Source organism: Marinobacter lutaoensis (assembly GCF_001981305.1).
GTDB lineage: Bacteria > Pseudomonadota > Gammaproteobacteria > Pseudomonadales > Oleiphilaceae > Marinobacter > Marinobacter lutaoensis.
On the sequence record NZ_MSCW01000007.1, the window covers coordinates 751,607 to 768,595 of the forward strand.

A 16,989-nucleotide genomic window follows, 5' to 3' on the forward strand; every position below is an offset into this window, starting at 1 on the left:
ATCGTCGATACGCGAACCTTGCGGAAGGCTTGGAACGGGCCCCGCGGGGAGCGTGGCCGGGCGGGGCGTCCGTGATGCTGAACTCAGGGTGGCGGAAACACCGCGAAACGTGAAGTCACCTATTACTATTGCACCGATTGACCAGACTTCAACCGCGACTACGTGAATGTTCGATATTCCCGCGGTGAATGGGTTCCACTGTTCTGATAACGGGTTAGCTGCGTCTCCGGCCCGCATCTGTCATCATGGAACCCGCTTCCATCCGACGGATCAGGACCTGAACCCCGCGTGAAACCCGATTGCCACTACCACCCCGGAGATCCCGCCAAATGGCACTGCGGCCAGTGCCAGATTCACTACTGCGGCCGCTGCATGCCGGACGCCGATCCACGCCGGCGCCGGGCGCTCTGCCCCCAGTGCAGTCAGGCCATGCGCTACCTGGGTGCCGGCACCGAGGTCACACCGTTCTGGAACCGGCTGGGCGCCTTCTTCCGCTACCCGTTCCACCTCGATCCGTTGCTGGTAATCGCCATCTGCACCCTGGTGCCGCTGGCGGCCCCCGCCAACCTGTTCGGACTGCTGTTGGCGCTGGCGTTGGCCGTGTGCCTGTTCAAGTACACCTACGCGGTTATCCGGCACACGGCAGACGGCCACCTGCGACCGCCCCCCGCCGCCGTCGCCTTTACCGGCGAGGGCTTCCAGGTGGTCTTCCTGCAGCTGTTGGTGTTCGTGGCCCTGGGTGGACTGGTGGCGGCCGCCGCAATCTTCGGTGGCGCACTGGCAATGCTGCTGGCCATGGCCCTGGTGATTCTGGCGTTGCCCGCCAGCATCATGGTGCTGGCGATGGAACAGTCGGTGGCGGCCGCTCTCCATCCGCTGAACCTAACGGCGCTGATTTCCCGGATCGGCTCACCCTATTTCCTGCTGTACGGTTACCTGATTCTGCTGATCCTCGCTTCCGGCGCCGCCCAGGACTTCGCCCTCAGTCACTTTCCGGCCTGGCTGGCGATGGCGCTGGCCGGTTTCCTCAACAGCACCTTCACCCTGATTCTGTTCCACATGCTCGGCTACCTGCTGCTGCAGTACCGGGACGAGCTGGGCCTGGCGCCGGAGCCGGCGGAAGCCACCGCGGCGCCGGGGGACCGGGACCGCAGCACTCGTCTGGACGCGGACATCGACATGAACCTCAAGGACGGTCACTACGACCGGGTCCTGGCGCTGCTCAAGGATGCCCTGAAGCGGGAACCCGACAACCCCGTCAGGATCGGCCAGCTCTACCGGCTGCTGGCGGCCCGGCGGGACCTGCGGGAGCTGTATCGGTATCACCCCCGGATTCTGTCCTGGCTCGCCGACCGCAACGACGGTGACGCCATCGCCGAGCTGCTGGCAGCCCTGACCGAAACCGATCCGATGTTCCGTCTGGATGACCCCGGGCTGTCGGTCGATTGCGCCCGGGCGTTGTACCCGCGTGGCCACTACAAGCCGGCTCTGCGCCTGCTGCAGGACTTCCACAAGCGCTTCCCGGACAGCGACCGGCTGGCCGGCGCCTACCTACTGGCAGCCCAGGCCCTGGCCAACGGCCTCGGGCAATGGCAGAAGGCCACCGCGTTCCTGACCTTCGTGAAAACGCGCTGTGCCGGCCAGCCCATGCATGACCAGGTCGAGGCCTATCTGGCCCAGGCCGCCGCGCAGCAGCCACTGAAGGGTCCCGGGACAACCGTTTTCCCGGGCGAGTGACTCAGCCGGCGTCCAGGGCCTGCAGCTGCTGACGGTAGTGGCGGGCCTTGGGCTCCATCTGGCGTTTTTCGAACTCCTGCACCAGCAGCCGGCAGGCCTCCCGCACCAGCACCGGGTCCCCCGCCGAACGCAACCGCTCGAACGCCTTCTCCGCCACCTTGAACTGCTCAAGCCGGAGGCTGGCGAACAGCACCCGGTTGTGATCCTCCGGCGCCAGCGGATGGTGAGCCTCACCCTGGCCGAGAAACTCCTGCCAGATGGCAATCATCTGTTCCGGCTGTTGCCGTTTCAGGGATTCAGCCATCCATTCGCGGGCCAGCTCCCGGTAAGCGGGCAGGTCGGGCCGCAGCTTGGCGAGTTGGTACAGGTGCCGCAACAGAATCGGGCGATCCGGGTAGTGGGCCCTCAGGGCCTCGAACTGGCGCCGGGCCAGGTCGAATTCCATACGCCCCAGACTCGCCATGGCCTGGGCGTAACCGGCGGTGAAGCGGGCATCCTGCGCCTGCTCCGGCTCCGGCCCCTCGAAGAACACCTCCCGGACCTGCAGCCAGCTTCGGCCAAACAGCCCGACCAGACCGGCGCCGGCCAGCAACCCGCCAGCGTGGGCCATGTAGGCGACCCCGGTGGCGCCGGCGAACCAGTAGTCATAGATCTCTTTGCCCAGCCACACCGGCAACAGGGCCAGCGCCGGAGCCCGGAAATAATTGAAGTAGACGCCCAGAAAATAGAAAAAACGGATTTTCCGGAGCCCGTAGATGGCCACGTACATGCCCATCAGCCCGGAAATGGCACCGGAGGCCCCCACCAGCGGCGTCAGGCTGCCCGGCGAAAACGCGGCGAACACGAGGCCGGACAGAATCCCACACAGCAGGTAGGCCACCAGGAACCGAGCCGCACCCAGGGCCTTCTCGACGGTGAAGCCCAGCAGGAACAGGAACAGTAGGTTGCCGAGCAGGTGGCCCCAGCCTCCATGCAGGAACTGGTAGCTGATCAGGGTATGCAGGGTCAGGTGTGCCGGCACCAGGCCCAGGGCCTGGGCACTCAGTTTCTGGACATAGGCCTCGTCCAGAGCCACCCGCTGCTCCTGCCAACGGTCCCGCTCCGCCGGCGCCCACAGCAGGTCGCGGTTCGCCAGCAGATATTGGTAGAAGTCCCGGTCCAGCAGCAGAGTCACCGCCTGCCAGCCCCGTTCGTCCTGCTCCCGCAGTGTCTGGAAACGCTGCAGCTCGTGGACCCGCCCGGTTTCCTGGCCGAACCGGATCCGGCGCTCGAGGTAATCCTCGTACACCGGCGCCTCCAGGGTCAGAAGGTCGTCCTGCAGGTAGCGCGTGACCGCCTGCTCCAGCCTGGCGGGGTCGCGCCCCTGGTACAGGATGAACACCAGCAGGCAGGCCAGCATCAGTCCGAGGGTCACCCAGGGCGGGCGCTTCCAGTTGACGGTGTTCTCAGCGGGGATGATCAGCATGGGCGGTCACAATTGGTCATTTTCGGTCCCTGAACGGGTGTTTTTTACCACAGCGATGCCCGCTTTTCGCGCTGAAATGACGAATGAGGCGATGGCCGGGGCAAGTCAAGGCCCCGGGTGTGCCCCAGCGCACAGCCGGAGAGGTCCGCCGGTCACATGGCGGTCATGACCATGACCTTTAATCACGGGCCATCGGACAGGCGCGCTATCGACCATCCGCCAATTGCCGTTGTTCCCACCGCCGCCAATAGTGGAGGGGAACAACAAGAAGAACCGGATCGAGGAACCAAGGATACTGCCCATGACCACTCTTGTACTGGATAACCCCGAACTGCTGACCCGAGCCACCCTGGCGTCGGGCCTGACACCGGCGATGCCGGGCACGGCGGGACAACGCCCACACCGGATGAAGTTCCATTTCGGTTTCAACCGGCACGCGCTGGACGCCGAGGATGTTGAGTTCCTGTGCCTGCACGCCGCCTACCTGCGCCAGCACCCCGGCCTCAAGGTCCGGGTTCACGGCCATGCCGACAACTTTGGTTCCGAGGACTACAACCGCTTTTTGTCCCGGCTGCGGGCCAGCACCGTGGCGCGCCTGCTGATGCGCGAAGGGGTGCCGGAAAGCCAGATCCTGCTGGCCCACTGGGGCTCGTGCCGCCCCCTGGCCACCCCGGACGACCACGCGGCGAACCGCCGGGTGGAGCTGGAATACCTGAGCCAGGAAATGGCCCGGGCGCTGTAACCGGAAACGAAAAACGGGGGCCAAGCCCCCGTTTTCACTCCCGGCCGAGACGGGCTCAGCCGTACACCTGCCACACGTTCCAGAACAGCAGGATGGCCGTCACCAGGATCGCCAGCCAGGTCAGTACGATGCCGGCCATGCGCGCCAGATGCGGGCCCCCACGCCCTTGGATCATACCCCAGGCGTGCAGGATGCGCCCGGCCACCAGCGCCATGCCGAGCCAGTAGATCAGACCGCTGGCCACCCCGTTCAGTTCGGCGATGGCGAGCATCAGCAACGCCAGCGGCGCGTATTCCACCAGATTGGCATGCGCCCGTACCGCGACTTCGAAGTCCCGGTCGTCGGTCACGCCCAGTCCCTTACGGTATTTGAGCCGGTATTTCACCACCCGCGCCGACAACGCCAGCAGCAGCAGGCCGAGGACCGCTGCGAAAACCCCGGTGACAGGAATGATCATGGTCAGCCCTTTTTGAGTTTGTTGACGATGGCCAGCAACAGCACCGCACCTACGGTCGCCGTCACCAGCTCGCCAACGGCCCCCCGGGCGGCCAAGCCCAGCAGGCTAAACACCAGGCCGCCGATGAAGGAGCCGACAATACCAATGCCGATGTTGGCCAGCACCCCAAAGCCCCGACCTTTCATGATCAGCCCGGCCAGCCAGCCGGCCACGCCGCCAATGATCAAAAACAGTATCAGATTCATCGTTCACCTCTCCCTGCGGACGGTTCAAGAGCAATCGTAACCTCCGCAAGACTGCCCTGTTTCCGAGCCTGCTTCAAGCCGTTCCCGGCGACACACCGGCGTGATGGCCTGGATCGCCTCCGACATCATCCGGTGGCACTGCGCCATCAATGCCGGCACGTCCTCGGTGGACAGTCCCCGGGTCTCCACCGGAGGCAGGATGCGAACGGTCACCGGTGCCCGCCGGCCGAACAGCCCCCGGGTCTGGCCGTCGTACTCGCTGGCGCACACCAGGGTGATCGGATAGCCAGACGCCAGGGCGGCGTGAAACGCCCCCTTCTTGAATGCCCCCAGCCCCCGGCCGTGGCTTCGGGTCCCTTCCGGAAAAACCCACAGGCTTTTGCGCTCGGCCACCAGGGCACGGCTGACCGCCTGCATGGCGGCAACTGCCTTGCGGGACTGCCCCCGGTTGAGGATGACGTTGCCGCCGAGCAGAAACACCTGGCCAAAGAACGGGACCCAGACCAGCGAGGATTTGCCGACGGTGACCGTCCTCGGCGGCAGCAGGTCGCCCATGACAAACAGATCATCGTTGTGCTGATGGTTGGCGATCACCACCGTCGGCCGTTGCCGCGGCAAATGCTCAGCGCCTTCCAGGCGCCGTTCCATCCCCAGCAGCCAGCGCCCGGTACGGGCCACCGCCCAGCCCAGCAAACGGTTGTTATCCGGATGGAAGGGGCGAGCCAGGTACAGCAGCAGCGCCGGCAGGCAGATGACCGGCACACTCAGCCAGGCCAGGAGTTTTCTTAGCAATCCCATGGTGGAACCGGGTCCCTCGTCAGGTCATTTTCAGCGCACAAGTGTACGCTAAAATCACAGGCGGGCAACCCTGTCATCCGGGCCATCCCCCGGGTCGCCGGACGCTGGCCAGGGCTTGGCGGTCACCACGTAGCGCAGGGGGCCGCCCGAGTCGAAGCTGTCGAACGGGTAACAGGTGATCAGCAACAGGCTGTGTTCCGGCAGCCGACTGGGATCGATCCACGCCCGCCGACTGTCCACCACCTGCGTCGAGGCCACCTGGAACCGTCGCCACTGGCCGTCCCGCCCCTGCAACCGGACCTCGCTGCCCGGCACCAGTTCACCCAGGTGCCGGAAGTGGGTATCCCGATGACCGGCGATGATCCATGGCCCTGCCGCTCCGGTGGGCACCCGGCCGGGACCGAAGGCGAGACTTTCGCCATGACCGCCCTCCAGCACAATCAAGCTCTGCCCCAGGTCCGGAAATGCCAGCCGCGCCACTGGCCAAGTATCCGCCCAGGGCCAGGGCCGCTGTACTTCCTGGCCAGCCTGACTCTTGGCCCAGGCCAGCGCCAGCAGCTCCTGGGCCAACAGTGCCTTGAGCGGGATCCAGAACCCGAACACCAGCAAGGTGGCGGAGCCGGTGAGCAGCAGCAGGCCCAGCCGTCTCATGCCCCCACCCTCCGTTGCAGCAGCACCAGCGCAACGGCGAACATCAGCCCCAGCGTCCCGAGGGCGATGAGCAGCGGCGCCACGGTGGCCGTCTGTGGATACCGCAGCATGCCCGCGCTGCTGCCCGCCGGCACCAGCGTCGGCACCGCGGTCCGGAGCAGCGGTTGTTGCGGCGCCCGCACCGGTGTCCGGTCCACCGCGACGAAACTGGTATAGGGGGACGCCAGCCGGTGAACCATCGCCAGCTGCACGATCGCCGCTTGGTCCGGTGCCACCCCCTCGATCCGGGCCTGATCCAGCAGACTGTCGATCCTGGCCCGGGCCCAGAGCCGATGCAGGCCAACGCCCGGCACCGCTTGGCTCAGATCCACAGCGACCTGCCAAGGTTCGCCCCCGGGTCCGGAACCGGACAGGTGCAACCGGCCACGGGGCGGGACGCCCCGCACCACCTGCACCAGAGGCTCACCCTGGAACAAATCACCGGGACGCCCGGGGTAGGCCTCGGCCGCCGGCGTGGGCCAGTCTGCGACCAGATGGGTCAACACCGGCGCGGCCATGGCCGCGAACAGTCGCTGCAGCGGCGCCTCCAGATCCGACGGCCCGGCGACGGCGGTGTAGGTGCCCCGCCCCCAACGGGCGGCCTCGCGCATGAAGTGCAGATTCGGCGCCGAGCCGATACCCACGGTGAACAGGCGCCGATCCCCCAGCTGCTGGCGGATTTGTTGAAACAGGGCCGCCTCGTTCCCTACTGCGCCGTCGGTGATGAACACCACCTGGCGAACCCGGTCGGCTCCGGAGGCACTGTCCGCCGACAGTGCCCGCGACAACGCCGGCGCCATCTCGGTGCCCCCTTCGGCCTGGAGCCGGTCCAGGTAACGGCGGGCCCGGTCCAGGTGGTCGCGATCGGCGGCCACAGGGTGTTCAAACAGGGCCGAGGGCCGGTCGTTGAACTGGATGATGTTGAAGCGGTCCTGGCGACCCAGGGTGTCCAGCCCCCGCGCCAGAGCCTTGCGGGCCTGGCGAATGGATTCGCCCGCCATGGAGCCGGAGGTGTCGATGACAAACATCAGTTCCCGGGGCAACGGCGGCACCTCCAGGTTGCCCGGCACGACCATCGCCATCAGGTAGTCCTCGCCGTCAAAACGTTCGTGGAAGACCGCCGCCGTCGGCTGTCGGCCGGGCACCGGCTGCCAGCGCAGCACAAAGTCCCGGTCCATGAGCACCGGCCCCTCGGCCGGCCGCAGCAACGCCTGCGTCCCGTCCATGCGGATATCCAGTGGATGGCTCGGGCTCACCACCGATGCCAGTGGCACCCCCGCCGCCAGTGACACTTCAATGTCGACCCGGTGGCTGCCCGGTGGCAGCTCCGACGGGGCCACGGTCGGCGGACTGATGGCGCCGGCGTCCGGCACCGCCGTGGTCCCGCGGGCCCAGCCGCCCTGCCATTGCCAGGGTGCCTCATTCCCCGTCGGCCGGCCCGGCATGTAGCGGGGCGTCAGCGTGGTCGGCAGGCGCAGCTCGAAGGTACCCTGGGTGTAGCGGACCCGCTGCTGGAAGCGCAGCTCCAGATCGACCTCGCCCCCCGGGGGGATATTGGCGACGCGGGCGGTGAACAGATTCGGGCGCTGCTGCTCCACCGCCGCCGCCTGACGGCCACTGTCACGGGCCTGTTGATAGGCCTGGCGGGCCTGGGCCCGGGGTTGGACCTCACCCCGGATTACCCGCTCACCCACCGTCATGTCCAGACCGTGAACGGTGGCCTGTTTCGGCAATGGAAACACGAACACGCCTTCGCGCCAGGCGCCGCTGACATTGCGGAAACGGCGGTGCAGCCGGACCTCGGCAATCAGCCCGCGGACCTGCACCTGAACATGGCTGTCCAGCACCAGGGCGGAATCCTGGTGCCGGCCCTGGTCGTCGTACAGACGCAGCTCACCGGCGTCTGATGACACCCGGGTGTCTGCCTCGGCGTACAGCGGATGCACAAACAGCATGAGCAGAACCGCAAGCCACAGCGTCACGCCTTCCAGCCAGCGACGCCAACGGGGCGAGGCGGCGGACGTGGCGGGCGGGTCCAGTCGTAGCAGGGCGGTGGTCAGGATCATCGGGGGTCCTCCGTTCGGTTCCGTGATGGCTCACATTGAACCCGCCCCCCGGGGCCCGCCGATGGCGAAGTCGGCCCTTCCTGCGACGAAAAATGATCAATTGTGGCGGAGCGCCGACCGCACCTTGTACTGACCCCTCGCCGTGGTTAAATAGGGGCTCGCCCCGAGGACACGACCGGCTACCATGAAAAAGCACATTGTTCTGATCGAAGACGAACCGGCTATCCGGGACAACTACCGCTCCGCCCTCGAGCGCCGGGGTTACCGGGTGTCCAGCCACGGCGACCGGCCGTCCGCATTCCGGGCCCTGCGGCAGGAACTGCCGGACTTGGCCATCATCGACGTCGGCCTGGGCGATGAACCGGAGGGCGGCTTCATCCTGTGCCAGGATTTGCGGGCGTTGTCCCCGACCCTGCCGATCATCTTTCTGACGGCCCGGGACAGCGATATCGACACCGTGCACGGCCTGCGTCTGGGTGCGGACGACTATGTCACCAAGGACATGAGTCTGGAACACCTGCTGGCGCGGGTCACCGCCCTTCTGCGGCGCGCCGACGCCTGGGCCGAGGCGCGCCAGAAGCCAGACGAGGTGCTGCGCCGGGGACGGCTGGCCGTCAACGTGGACCGCATGACCGTAACCTGGAACGAGCGGCCGGTGGACCTGACCGTGACCGAGTTCTGGATGCTGCACGCGCTGGTACGGCACCCGGGCCATGTCCGTACCCGAGACCAGCTGATGGAAGCGGCCAACACCGTGCTCGACGACAATACAGTGACCTCCCACATCAAGCGCATTCGCCGCAAGTTTGCCCAGGTGGACCCAGGCTTCGACGCCATCCAGACCGCCTATGGCATGGGCTATCGCTGGAACGCCCACGAGGTCTGAGCCTTGACCCTGAAACGCCAGCTGTTCCTGGCCAGTCTGCTGATGCTGCTGATCCCTTGGGCCGGGCTCAGCTTCGTGTTGGAACTGGACGCGGCGCTCCGGGAACAGGCGCTGCAACAGCTCCAGCGCCAGGCGGAGCGGCTGGCCGAGCGCGCCGGCGATGCCCTGGTCGGCACCCCGCCGGTCGCCGCCGACGCCGCGGTGATCTACGTCGATGCCCTGACCCAGCCCATCCACCTGGACGGCTACGGCGCCGAATGGCCAGGCTTCGACGACGAGACCGGCGCCCTGCCCTGGCAATCGACGCCGGGGGCCGGCGACGGTCGCGCGCGCTGGCATGCCGCCAGCGACGGTGCCTCGCTGTTCCTGCTGATTCGCCACGACGGCCAAGCCACCCGCTTCTACTCGCCGGCGCAGCCGGAGCGGCCGTACGACCGGGTCCGGCTCTGGCTGCAACAACCCGGAACCGCCCTGGACTCGCCCACCGCCCGTCAAAGCTGGCTGCTGCGCCCGTTTGCCCCGGGCAGCCTGTGGGGGCTGGGCGAGTCCGGACCGGACCACCGGGTCCGGGGCTTCTGGGAAGCCGTCCGGGGCGGTTGGCAGCTGGAACTGCAACTGCCCCGGCCACCGGACGGCAGTCAGCTGGGGTTTGCCATCGACCCGGCGACCGGGCACGACCAGCCCCTCCTGCCGCTGGTGTTCCGCCAACCCACGCTGGAGCGGCAGCTGGCGGCGTACCTGGACCCGGGCCAACGGCTCCGGCTGGTGGAAGCCGGCGGCTGGCTCCGGGCCGATACCGAACGCGCGCCGGCCACGCCCCCGACGGACATCGATGACCTCAGCCCGTTGCAGATTCTGGAGCGGATCAGCCTCAACCTGCTGCGCCACCTGGTGCAGTGGTATCAGCCGGAACCGACCGCCGTGCCCGACGCCGGTCCCCACCGGGTCGCCATGGACCGGCTGCCGGCAACCGGTCTGATCCGGCACCCCGGCCAAGGCCGCTGGCTGATGGTCACGCAGCCGGTGCTGGGACAACGTACCCTGATCCTGGAACAGTCCCTGGACCAGTTGCTGACGCTCTCGGGCACCACCCTGGGTTCGGTGATCGCCCGCAGTGCCCTGGTGATCGTGACCCTGATGCTGGCGCTGCTGGGGTACGCCAGCTGGCTGTCCTGGCGCATCACCCGGCTGCAGGCCCAAGTCAGCGCCACCGTCGACCCGGACGGCCGCATTACCGGCCGCTTGGCCAGCGGCACCGCCCGGGACGAACTGGGTCAGTTGCAGTCCCGATTTGCCCAGATGGTGGACCGCCTGAGTGGCTACCACGCCTATCTCGAAAGCTTTTCCCGGCGCCTGTCCCACGAGCTGAAAACACCGGTGGCGGTGGTGCGCTCGTCCCTGGAAAATCTGGTACACGCCCGCTCCGAGGCGGAACGAACGCAGTATACCGAGCGCGCGGTGGCCGCCACCGAGCGTCTGCGTCAGATCCTGCATGGCATGAGCGAGGCCGCCCGGCTGGAACAAAGCTTCGACCACGCCGACAAGGAGCCCTTCGATCTCGCCGAGGTGGTGGCCCAGGCCGCCGAAGCCTATCAGGCCCTGTCCCCCCGGCACCGTATCCACTACCAGGGCCCGGCCCGGGGTGCCACCGTCGTCGGTTCCCCTGAGCTCATGGTGCAGCTGCTGGACAAACTGGTGGACAACGCCCGGGACTTCACCCCCGAGGGCGGGCGGATCGAGATCCGCCTGGAGAGCCGGCCCGATCACCGGCGGCTGTCGGTGTTCAACGAAGGCTCCCGCCTGCCCGACGACGGCGCCGCGGACATTTTCGGCGCCTTCGTCTCACACCGGCCCGGCGCCGGCGAGGGCCATCTGGGCCAGGGCCTTCTGATCGTACGACTGATCGCCGACTACCATGGTGCCGTGGTGGAGGCGGGCAATCAGACCCAGGGTGGCATTGACGGCGTGTGCTTCCGGGTTATCATCCCGGCCAGACCCAAGCAAACCGGAACCTCGCCGTGAGCACTCGACTGGAACACCTCGACATCCATCCCCTGCGGGACGACCTCTACCGGGAACTGCATTCGCGCCCGTTCCAAGTGCTGCCGACACCGGCCCGGGTCACCCAGATCGCGGTACTCACCACCCCCGAGCAGCGGCGCCAGCAGTTCGAACACCTCAAGGCGCTGCACCGGGCGCTCGGCTACCCGGAACCGGAGGCGGAAGTCAGCTGCTACGAACGCACCTTTGGCGACTTCAAGATCCGCCGGGAAATGCACATGGAGTTCGCCTCCTACACGTTCACCAACCTGGCCGCCAGTGACGCCGATCCGTTCGTGGAAACCGGCATCACGCCACTGCCGGACGGCTGGCTGGAGGCGCTGGCCGGCACCGTGGTGGCGGCCTTCCATGTCGACATCCGCTCCGCCAGTGACGATATCGCCGGCGATCTGGCCTACGTGCGCCAGCATTTCGAGGGCATGCGCCTGGTCGGCAGCAGTCCGCAGGAGGGCGCGGCCCGGGTCTGGGGTACCTTCCAGCTGCACAGCGACGGCTTCGGCCGTTTTATGGTGCTGAACCACCAGATGTCCAACAGTCAGCTCGGACGCCTGACCCAGCGTCTGATGGAAATCGAGACCTACCGGCTGATGTCGCTGCTGGCGTTGCCGGTGGCGCGGGAGATCACACCGTCCCTGAACGAGATGGACCGCCAGCTGGCCACCATCACCCAGGCGCTGGCGGACAACCGGGATCTGGATGAACAGCAACTGCTGGGCGACCTCAGCCACATCGCCGCCCGCATCGAGGCCTACCGGGCCCACACCACCTTCCGTTTCTCCGCCACCCGTGCCTACCACCAGCTGGTCCTGTCACGGCTGGAGGAGCTGCGGGAAGACGAGCTGTCCGGACACCTGACCCTCACCGAGTTCATGACCCGGCGCCTGACACCGGCGGTGAAAACCTGCGAAGCCGTAAGCGAGCGGCTGGAGGATCTGTCCCGGCGCGTGGACCGGGCCTCGGATATGATGCGGACCCGGGTGGAACTGGCCATCCAGAGCCAGAACCAACAGCTGCTCAGCTCCATGGACCGGCGCTCACGCATTCAGCTGATGATGCAGCACACCGTGGAGGGCTTCTCGGTGGTGGCCATTTCCTACTACCTGATCGGGCTGCTCAAGCTGGCGCTGGACGCACTGTATGAAAACGGCCTGGCATTCCCCAAAAATCTGGTGCTGGGCGTCGCCATTCCGGTGGTGATGGTGCTGGTTTTCCTGGGCGTGCGCGCCATTCACCACCATTTCATCCGGATGGCCAAGCGCCAATAGCGGTCAGCGGAAACGGCCGTCGCCCGCCATCTGGCGATAAAATTGCTGCGCGGTGCGGCCGTTACGTACGCCCTTGGCGGTGGCGAAGCGGATGGCCTCCAGATGCAGGGCCTCCCGATCCTCCACGTCCGGGAACAGGGCATCCACCGCCTGCAGATAGACCTGCTGCGAGAAGGGGTAGAAGGACAGTTGCAGACCGAAACGGTCCGCCAGGGACACCTGTTCCTCGATTGCCTCGGCCGGGTGCAGTTCACCGTCCCGGACCTCGCTTTTCAGGTTGTCGCTCATGAACTCCGGCATCAGGTGACGGCGGTTCGAGGTGGCGTATACCCGCACATTCTCCGGCGGCAGCTCCAGCGAGCCTTCGAGCACGCTCTTGAGCGCCTTGTAGCCGGTCTCGCCGACATCGAACGACAGGTCGTCACAATAAATCACGAACCGGAACGGCTGCTCGCAGATGTCGTCCACGATCTCCGGCAGGTTCACCAGGTCGTCCTTGTCCACCTCGATCATGCGCAGCCCCTGCTGCCAGTACCGATTCAGCAGCGCCTTGATAAGGGATGACTTGCCGGTACCTCGGGCTCCCCAGAGCAGGGCGTTGTTACACGGCTCGGCCGCCAGGAAGCGTTCGGTGTTGCGGGCCAGGGCGGCCTTCTGCCGGTCGATGCCGGTCAGCGCGTCCCAACGTACCGGATCCAGCCGGCGAATGGCCCGCAGGCCCGAGCGATGACGGCGCCAGACCGCCGCCGGAGTGTCCTGCCAATCAAAGGTACTGCTCATCTGTGCCATCTCCTGTCCACCGTCCGGGACGGCCTTTGCCGCGCCGTCCGTTACCATCGTCAATGCCAAGACTTTACCGCAAATGGCCGGAAAAACCGCAGCCTCCGGAGGGCCTGCTTGAATTTCACCCAGGCCGCTACCATTTCCCTAGCAGGCCCATACCGAGGAACCCCGCATGTCCGCGCCGTTACAGATCCAATGCCCCCACTGCCTGAGAACCAACCGGGTGCCCGCCGACCGCCTGGGCGACCGACCCAACTGCGGCGCCTGCAAGCGACCGTTGCTGGCGGGTGATGTCGCGCGTTTGGATGATGCCTCCATGGCCGCCTTCGTCGGCCAGTCCGACCTGCCGGTGCTGGTGGACTTTTGGGCCAGCTGGTGCGGCCCCTGCAAGATGATGGCGCCCCAGTTCGAACAGGCCGCACGGCAATGGCGCGGGCAGGTCAGCTTCGCCAAGCTGAACACCGAGGAAGCGCCACGGGCGGCCGGGCAGTTCGGCATTCGCAGCATTCCCACCCTGATCCTGTTTCGCGGGGGACGAGAGGTCGCCCGCAGCAGCGGCGCCCAGTCCGCCGCCCAGTTGTCGGCCTGGCTCCAGCAACAGCTGCGCTGAGACACAATGCGCCACCCTTGGTGCTAAGATGGCAGCAAAACAAGGAGGAGAACGCCATGTCACGTATTTACGAAGACAACTCACTGTCCATCGGCAACACGCCGCTGGTCAAGCTCAACCGGGTCAATGACGGCGCCACCATCTGGGCCAAGATCGAGGGCCGCAATCCGGCCTATTCGGTCAAATGCCGCATCGGCGCCGCGATGATCTGGGACGCGGAAAAGCGAGGGGCCCTGAAGCCCGGCATGACCATCGTCGAGCCCACCAGCGGCAACACCGGTATTGCGCTGGCCTTCGTCGCCGCCGCCCGGGGCTACAAGCTGATTCTCACCATGCCCGCATCCATGAGCCTCGAACGTCGCAAGGTGCTCAAGGCCCTCGGTGCCGAGCTGGTCCTCACCGAAGCCGCCAAGGGCATGCCCGGAGCGATCGCCAAGGCCGAGGAAATCTACACCTCCGACCCGGACCGCTATTTCCTGCCCCAGCAGTTCCAGAACCCGGCCAACCCCCGCATTCACGAAGACACCACCGGCCCGGAAATCTGGAACGATACCGATGGTGCCGTGGACATCTTCGTCGCCGGGGTGGGCACCGGAGGTACCCTGACGGGGGTCTCCCGTTACCTCAAGAAAACCCGGGGTAAGGCCATCACCAGCGTGGCCGTCGAGCCCGCCGACTCGCCCGTGATATCCCAGGTGCTGCGGGGCGAGGAGCCCAAGCCGGCGCCGCACAAGATCCAGGGAATCGGCGCCGGCTTCGTGCCCAAGAATCTGGATCTGGACCTGGTGGACCAGGTCGAAACCGTCAGCAACGAAGAGGCCATGGCCATGGCCCACCGGCTGATGCAGGAAGAGGGCATCCTCTGCGGCATTTCCTGCGGCGCCGCCGTCGCCGCCGCGGTCCGGGTCAGCAAGCAGCCCCAACACCAGGGCAAGAACATCGTGGTGGTCTTGCCAGACTCCGCCGAGCGCTATCTGTCCTCGGCACTCTTCGCGGACCGGTTCGGCGAGTTGGAAAACGTCCAGTAAGTCGCACCAGCGCACAAAAAAGGGCGGCCGCCGGGCCGCCCTTCGATTGCCGGGGCTGTCCCTGCCCCGCCGCGATCCATCAGAACTGGAATTTCAGGCCAACGCGCCCGGTATCGAAATCAGGGCCATCGTTGGTCACCTGACCGTTGAAATCGTCCTCGTCGATATCGACGTTGTAACGGTCATACTCGGCGAACGCCGTCAGGCGCTCAGTCACCCGGAAATCGACACCCGCGCCGACGAAGGGGCTCACCTCGTCGTAGGTCTCGTCCTCGTCGAACGCGTCCACGTCAAGCGCGGACGCGAAGGCGCCGGCCTTACCGTAGATGCCGAAACTCTCGGTCAGGGGCAGACGCCCCACGGCACTCAGGCCCAGCCCCTTGAGCCTGCTGTCCACATCGTCATCGTCACCAAAGTTGCCGAAATCGATGTATTCAGCCTCCAGGGCGAAATACGGGTTGAACTGATACCCCAGGGCGGCGCCGAACAGGTCGTTCTCATCCTCGAACTCGCCGCCGTGGGATTTGTAGCCGCCGTAGCTGCCACTGATATACGCACCGGACCGATCCCGGCTGACGTCGTCCTGGGCCCAGACCGCAGGTGCGGTCACCACAGCAGCAGTCAGTACAGTCGCCCACGCAAAACCGGCTTTATGGCTCATAACGTGTCGCTCCTCTCTGGTTGGTGTCCTTGCATAGAAACGAACAATCGCCTTGTTCCGAGCACGATTGCGTAACACCACCCTAGCGGGATTTCGCCAATCGGGGGGTTAAAACCGGAATACGATCCGTTAATTCCCCGTTCATTGAGCCAGCACGTGGGCCCGACGCTACGACAGTCGGGTTCGGGCACGCTCCCGCCGGCGCCGGACTCAGGGCCAGCAGCTCGCCGGCCTGGGAGACCCGACGGACACCCGGTTCCCAGCGGGGTTCGTCCGTCTCATTCGGGGTGTCCGTCCACTTGCTCGTCGGTTCCATCGTCACGATCCTTTTTCCGTGCGCTGTGGGCATAAAGATGTAGGGATTCGTTCAGGACGAGGCTCGGGCCCGAAAACGACCTTTCCCCCGCTTTTGTTGCCATTTCTCCTCACGCCCCGCCTGCCATTCAGACACGGGGCCCATCTGGGTAAAGCGCAAGCCCCGCTCGTAAGCACGGGTGAGCTGTTGATTCAGGTTCTGCAGTGCCTCGGATGGCTGGGCCCACTGTTCCTTGGGCAAAGGCGCGGACCAGGTTTTCAGTTCCTCTGGCAGGCGCTTCAGCGCCAGGGTCTTGATGCGGCGCTCGGTGATGATGTGGGCCAGATATCGCTGGAAGAACCAGTCGCCCACCTTCTTGCCCAGCCAGGGTAACAGGGCCATCTCTTTGCGGGCCTGGCGGCATTTGGCCTTGTAGTGGGCCATCCGGGTCGTCTGGCTTCGGAATCGCCAGGGTGAGGACCGTGTGGGTGGCCATCAGGCCGGGGCCGATGTCCTGGCGGGTTTCGATGTAGGCGACCAGTTTTTCCCAGGGGTAGATTTCGTAGACGAGTTTGGGGTCGTGTTTTTTCTTCAGGCGAAGGGCGATGAAAAAATATATGCCAAGCACAAGAGTTTCAACAGCTAAAGCTGTGGCAAATAGTGTCAGCAAAAACCGGATATATTCTGGTGACTCACCTTCCAACGTAAAAGGTAAAAATACAGCAGCTATAGTACCGATATACGTTATGTAAGCGATGCCAGCAGCACTGTCATTCCAAAATAGCAGTTTGAATTCCTTTCCTTCCGTCCAGCGCGGCATCGCCACTTCCCGGCGCTGTCGGTTCAGTCTTACCGGCGGCGTTTCTTTCACCGCCTTGTTGCCCAGAAAGTGCACATAAAGCCCCCAAGGCAAAGAAATCAGGAGGTTTCCCACAAGCATAAACAGTGGTGCTTCCCAATCCCAGTGGCCAAACTGATTCGGCCCTACTATGAACATAAAACCGAACCCTAAAAAACCAATGGATAACAAGCTCAAGCTCAAGAACATTAGGGAAAACTCAGCGCCGAACAACAAGTTGCCGTTCTGCAAATCCAGCCACCCGTCGGTTTTTCGTCGAATCCAAGCGCCGACATCCACCGCCCGCTCTCCGGTCGTTACTGGTTCCGGACTCAGGGCCAGTAGCCGACCATCTTTGGTGG

Annotated in this window: 15 protein-coding genes and 1 pseudogene; 7 read left to right on the forward strand and 9 right to left on the reverse strand. The window is 65.6% G+C overall.

The window, feature by feature from the left end:
* Positions 1-288 precede the first annotated feature (288 nt).
* Positions 289-1,737: a B-box zinc finger protein gene (locus BTO32_RS13090; RefSeq protein WP_076725054.1), complete on the forward strand. Its 1,449-nt coding sequence runs from the start codon at positions 289-291 to the stop codon at positions 1,735-1,737.
* Between the two features lies 1 nt (position 1,738).
* Here the strand turns inward: BTO32_RS13090 and BTO32_RS13095 are convergent, their stop codons facing one another.
* A complete protein-coding gene (locus tag BTO32_RS13095; protein WP_076725055.1) occupies positions 1,739-3,202 on the reverse strand; it encodes a rhomboid family intramembrane serine protease in 1,464 nt (487 codons plus the stop codon).
* A gap of 301 nt (positions 3,203-3,503) precedes the next feature.
* On the opposite strand from BTO32_RS13095, the gene BTO32_RS13100 reads away from it, so the two are divergent.
* Positions 3,504-3,944 carry an OmpA family protein gene (locus tag BTO32_RS13100; RefSeq protein WP_076725056.1) on the forward strand — a complete coding sequence of 147 codons (441 nt, stop codon included), beginning with the start codon at positions 3,504-3,506 and terminating at the stop codon, positions 3,942-3,944.
* 55 nt (positions 3,945-3,999) lie between these two features.
* Here BTO32_RS13100 and BTO32_RS13105 read toward each other — a convergent pair whose 3' ends face one another.
* Genes BTO32_RS13105 through BTO32_RS13125 form a run of 5 tightly spaced genes read right to left on the reverse strand, consistent with a single transcriptional unit; the run spans position 4,000 to position 8,200 of the window.
* The gene (locus tag BTO32_RS13105) at positions 4,000-4,401 is read right to left on the reverse strand and encodes an MAPEG family protein (protein ID WP_076725057.1); all 402 of its coding nucleotides are present in this window, start codon (positions 4,399-4,401) and stop codon (positions 4,000-4,002) included.
* A 2-nt stretch (positions 4,402-4,403) separates the two neighbouring features.
* Entirely contained in the window at positions 4,404-4,646 is a 243-nt protein-coding gene (locus BTO32_RS13110) for a GlsB/YeaQ/YmgE family stress response membrane protein (protein ID WP_076725058.1), read from the reverse strand.
* Between the two features lie 24 nt (positions 4,647-4,670).
* The gene (locus BTO32_RS13115; RefSeq protein ID WP_084206845.1) at positions 4,671-5,444 is read right to left on the reverse strand and encodes a lysophospholipid acyltransferase family protein; all 774 of its coding nucleotides are present in this window, start codon (positions 5,442-5,444) and stop codon (positions 4,671-4,673) included.
* Between the two features lie 54 nt (positions 5,445-5,498).
* A complete protein-coding gene (locus tag BTO32_RS13120; RefSeq protein ID WP_076725059.1) occupies positions 5,499-6,095 on the reverse strand; it encodes a class GN sortase in 597 nt (198 codons plus the stop codon).
* Positions 6,092-8,200, reverse strand: coding sequence for a marine proteobacterial sortase target protein (locus tag BTO32_RS13125; RefSeq protein ID WP_076725060.1), 2,109 nt, complete (start codon positions 8,198-8,200; stop codon positions 6,092-6,094). Before BTO32_RS13125 ends, BTO32_RS13120 begins: the two co-directional genes overlap by 4 nt.
* A 184-nt stretch (positions 8,201-8,384) precedes the next feature.
* Between BTO32_RS13125 and pdsR the strand changes: the two genes are divergently transcribed.
* Genes pdsR through BTO32_RS13140 form a run of 3 tightly spaced genes read left to right on the forward strand, consistent with a single transcriptional unit; the run spans position 8,385 to position 12,412 of the window.
* Positions 8,385-9,086 carry a proteobacterial dedicated sortase system response regulator gene (gene pdsR / locus BTO32_RS13130; RefSeq protein WP_076725061.1) on the forward strand — a complete coding sequence of 234 codons (702 nt, stop codon included), beginning with the start codon at positions 8,385-8,387 and terminating at the stop codon, positions 9,084-9,086.
* Positions 9,087-9,089: 3 nt separating this feature from the next.
* Positions 9,090-11,108, forward strand: coding sequence for an ATP-binding protein (locus BTO32_RS13135; protein WP_076725062.1), 2,019 nt, complete (start codon positions 9,090-9,092; stop codon positions 11,106-11,108).
* On the forward strand, positions 11,105-12,412 hold the full coding sequence (locus tag BTO32_RS13140; protein ID WP_076725063.1) for a DUF3422 family protein: 1,308 nt from the start codon (positions 11,105-11,107) through the stop codon (positions 12,410-12,412). The genes BTO32_RS13135 and BTO32_RS13140 overlap by 4 nt, the downstream gene beginning before the upstream one ends.
* A 3-nt stretch (positions 12,413-12,415) precedes the next feature.
* On the opposite strand, the gene BTO32_RS13145 is transcribed toward BTO32_RS13140, so the two are convergent.
* Positions 12,416-13,192: an ATP-binding protein gene (locus BTO32_RS13145; protein ID WP_076725064.1), complete on the reverse strand. Its 777-nt coding sequence runs from the start codon at positions 13,190-13,192 to the stop codon at positions 12,416-12,418.
* A gap of 175 nt (positions 13,193-13,367) precedes the next feature.
* Here BTO32_RS13145 and trxC point away from each other — a divergent pair, with 175 nt between their 5' ends.
* Entirely contained in the window at positions 13,368-13,805 is a 438-nt protein-coding gene (gene trxC / locus BTO32_RS13150; protein ID WP_076725065.1) for a thioredoxin TrxC, read from the forward strand.
* Positions 13,806-13,861: 56 nt separating this feature from the next.
* On the forward strand, positions 13,862-14,833 hold the full coding sequence (cysK, locus tag BTO32_RS13155; RefSeq protein ID WP_076725066.1) for a cysteine synthase A: 972 nt from the start codon (positions 13,862-13,864) through the stop codon (positions 14,831-14,833).
* Between the two features lie 79 nt (positions 14,834-14,912).
* Here the strand turns inward: cysK and BTO32_RS13160 are convergent, their stop codons facing one another.
* Entirely contained in the window at positions 14,913-15,494 is a 582-nt protein-coding gene (locus BTO32_RS13160; protein ID WP_076725067.1) for a porin family protein, read from the reverse strand.
* 443 nt (positions 15,495-15,937) lie between these two features.
* Positions 15,938-16,989, reverse strand: a pseudogene (locus BTO32_RS17915) (hypothetical protein); the annotation flags it as partial.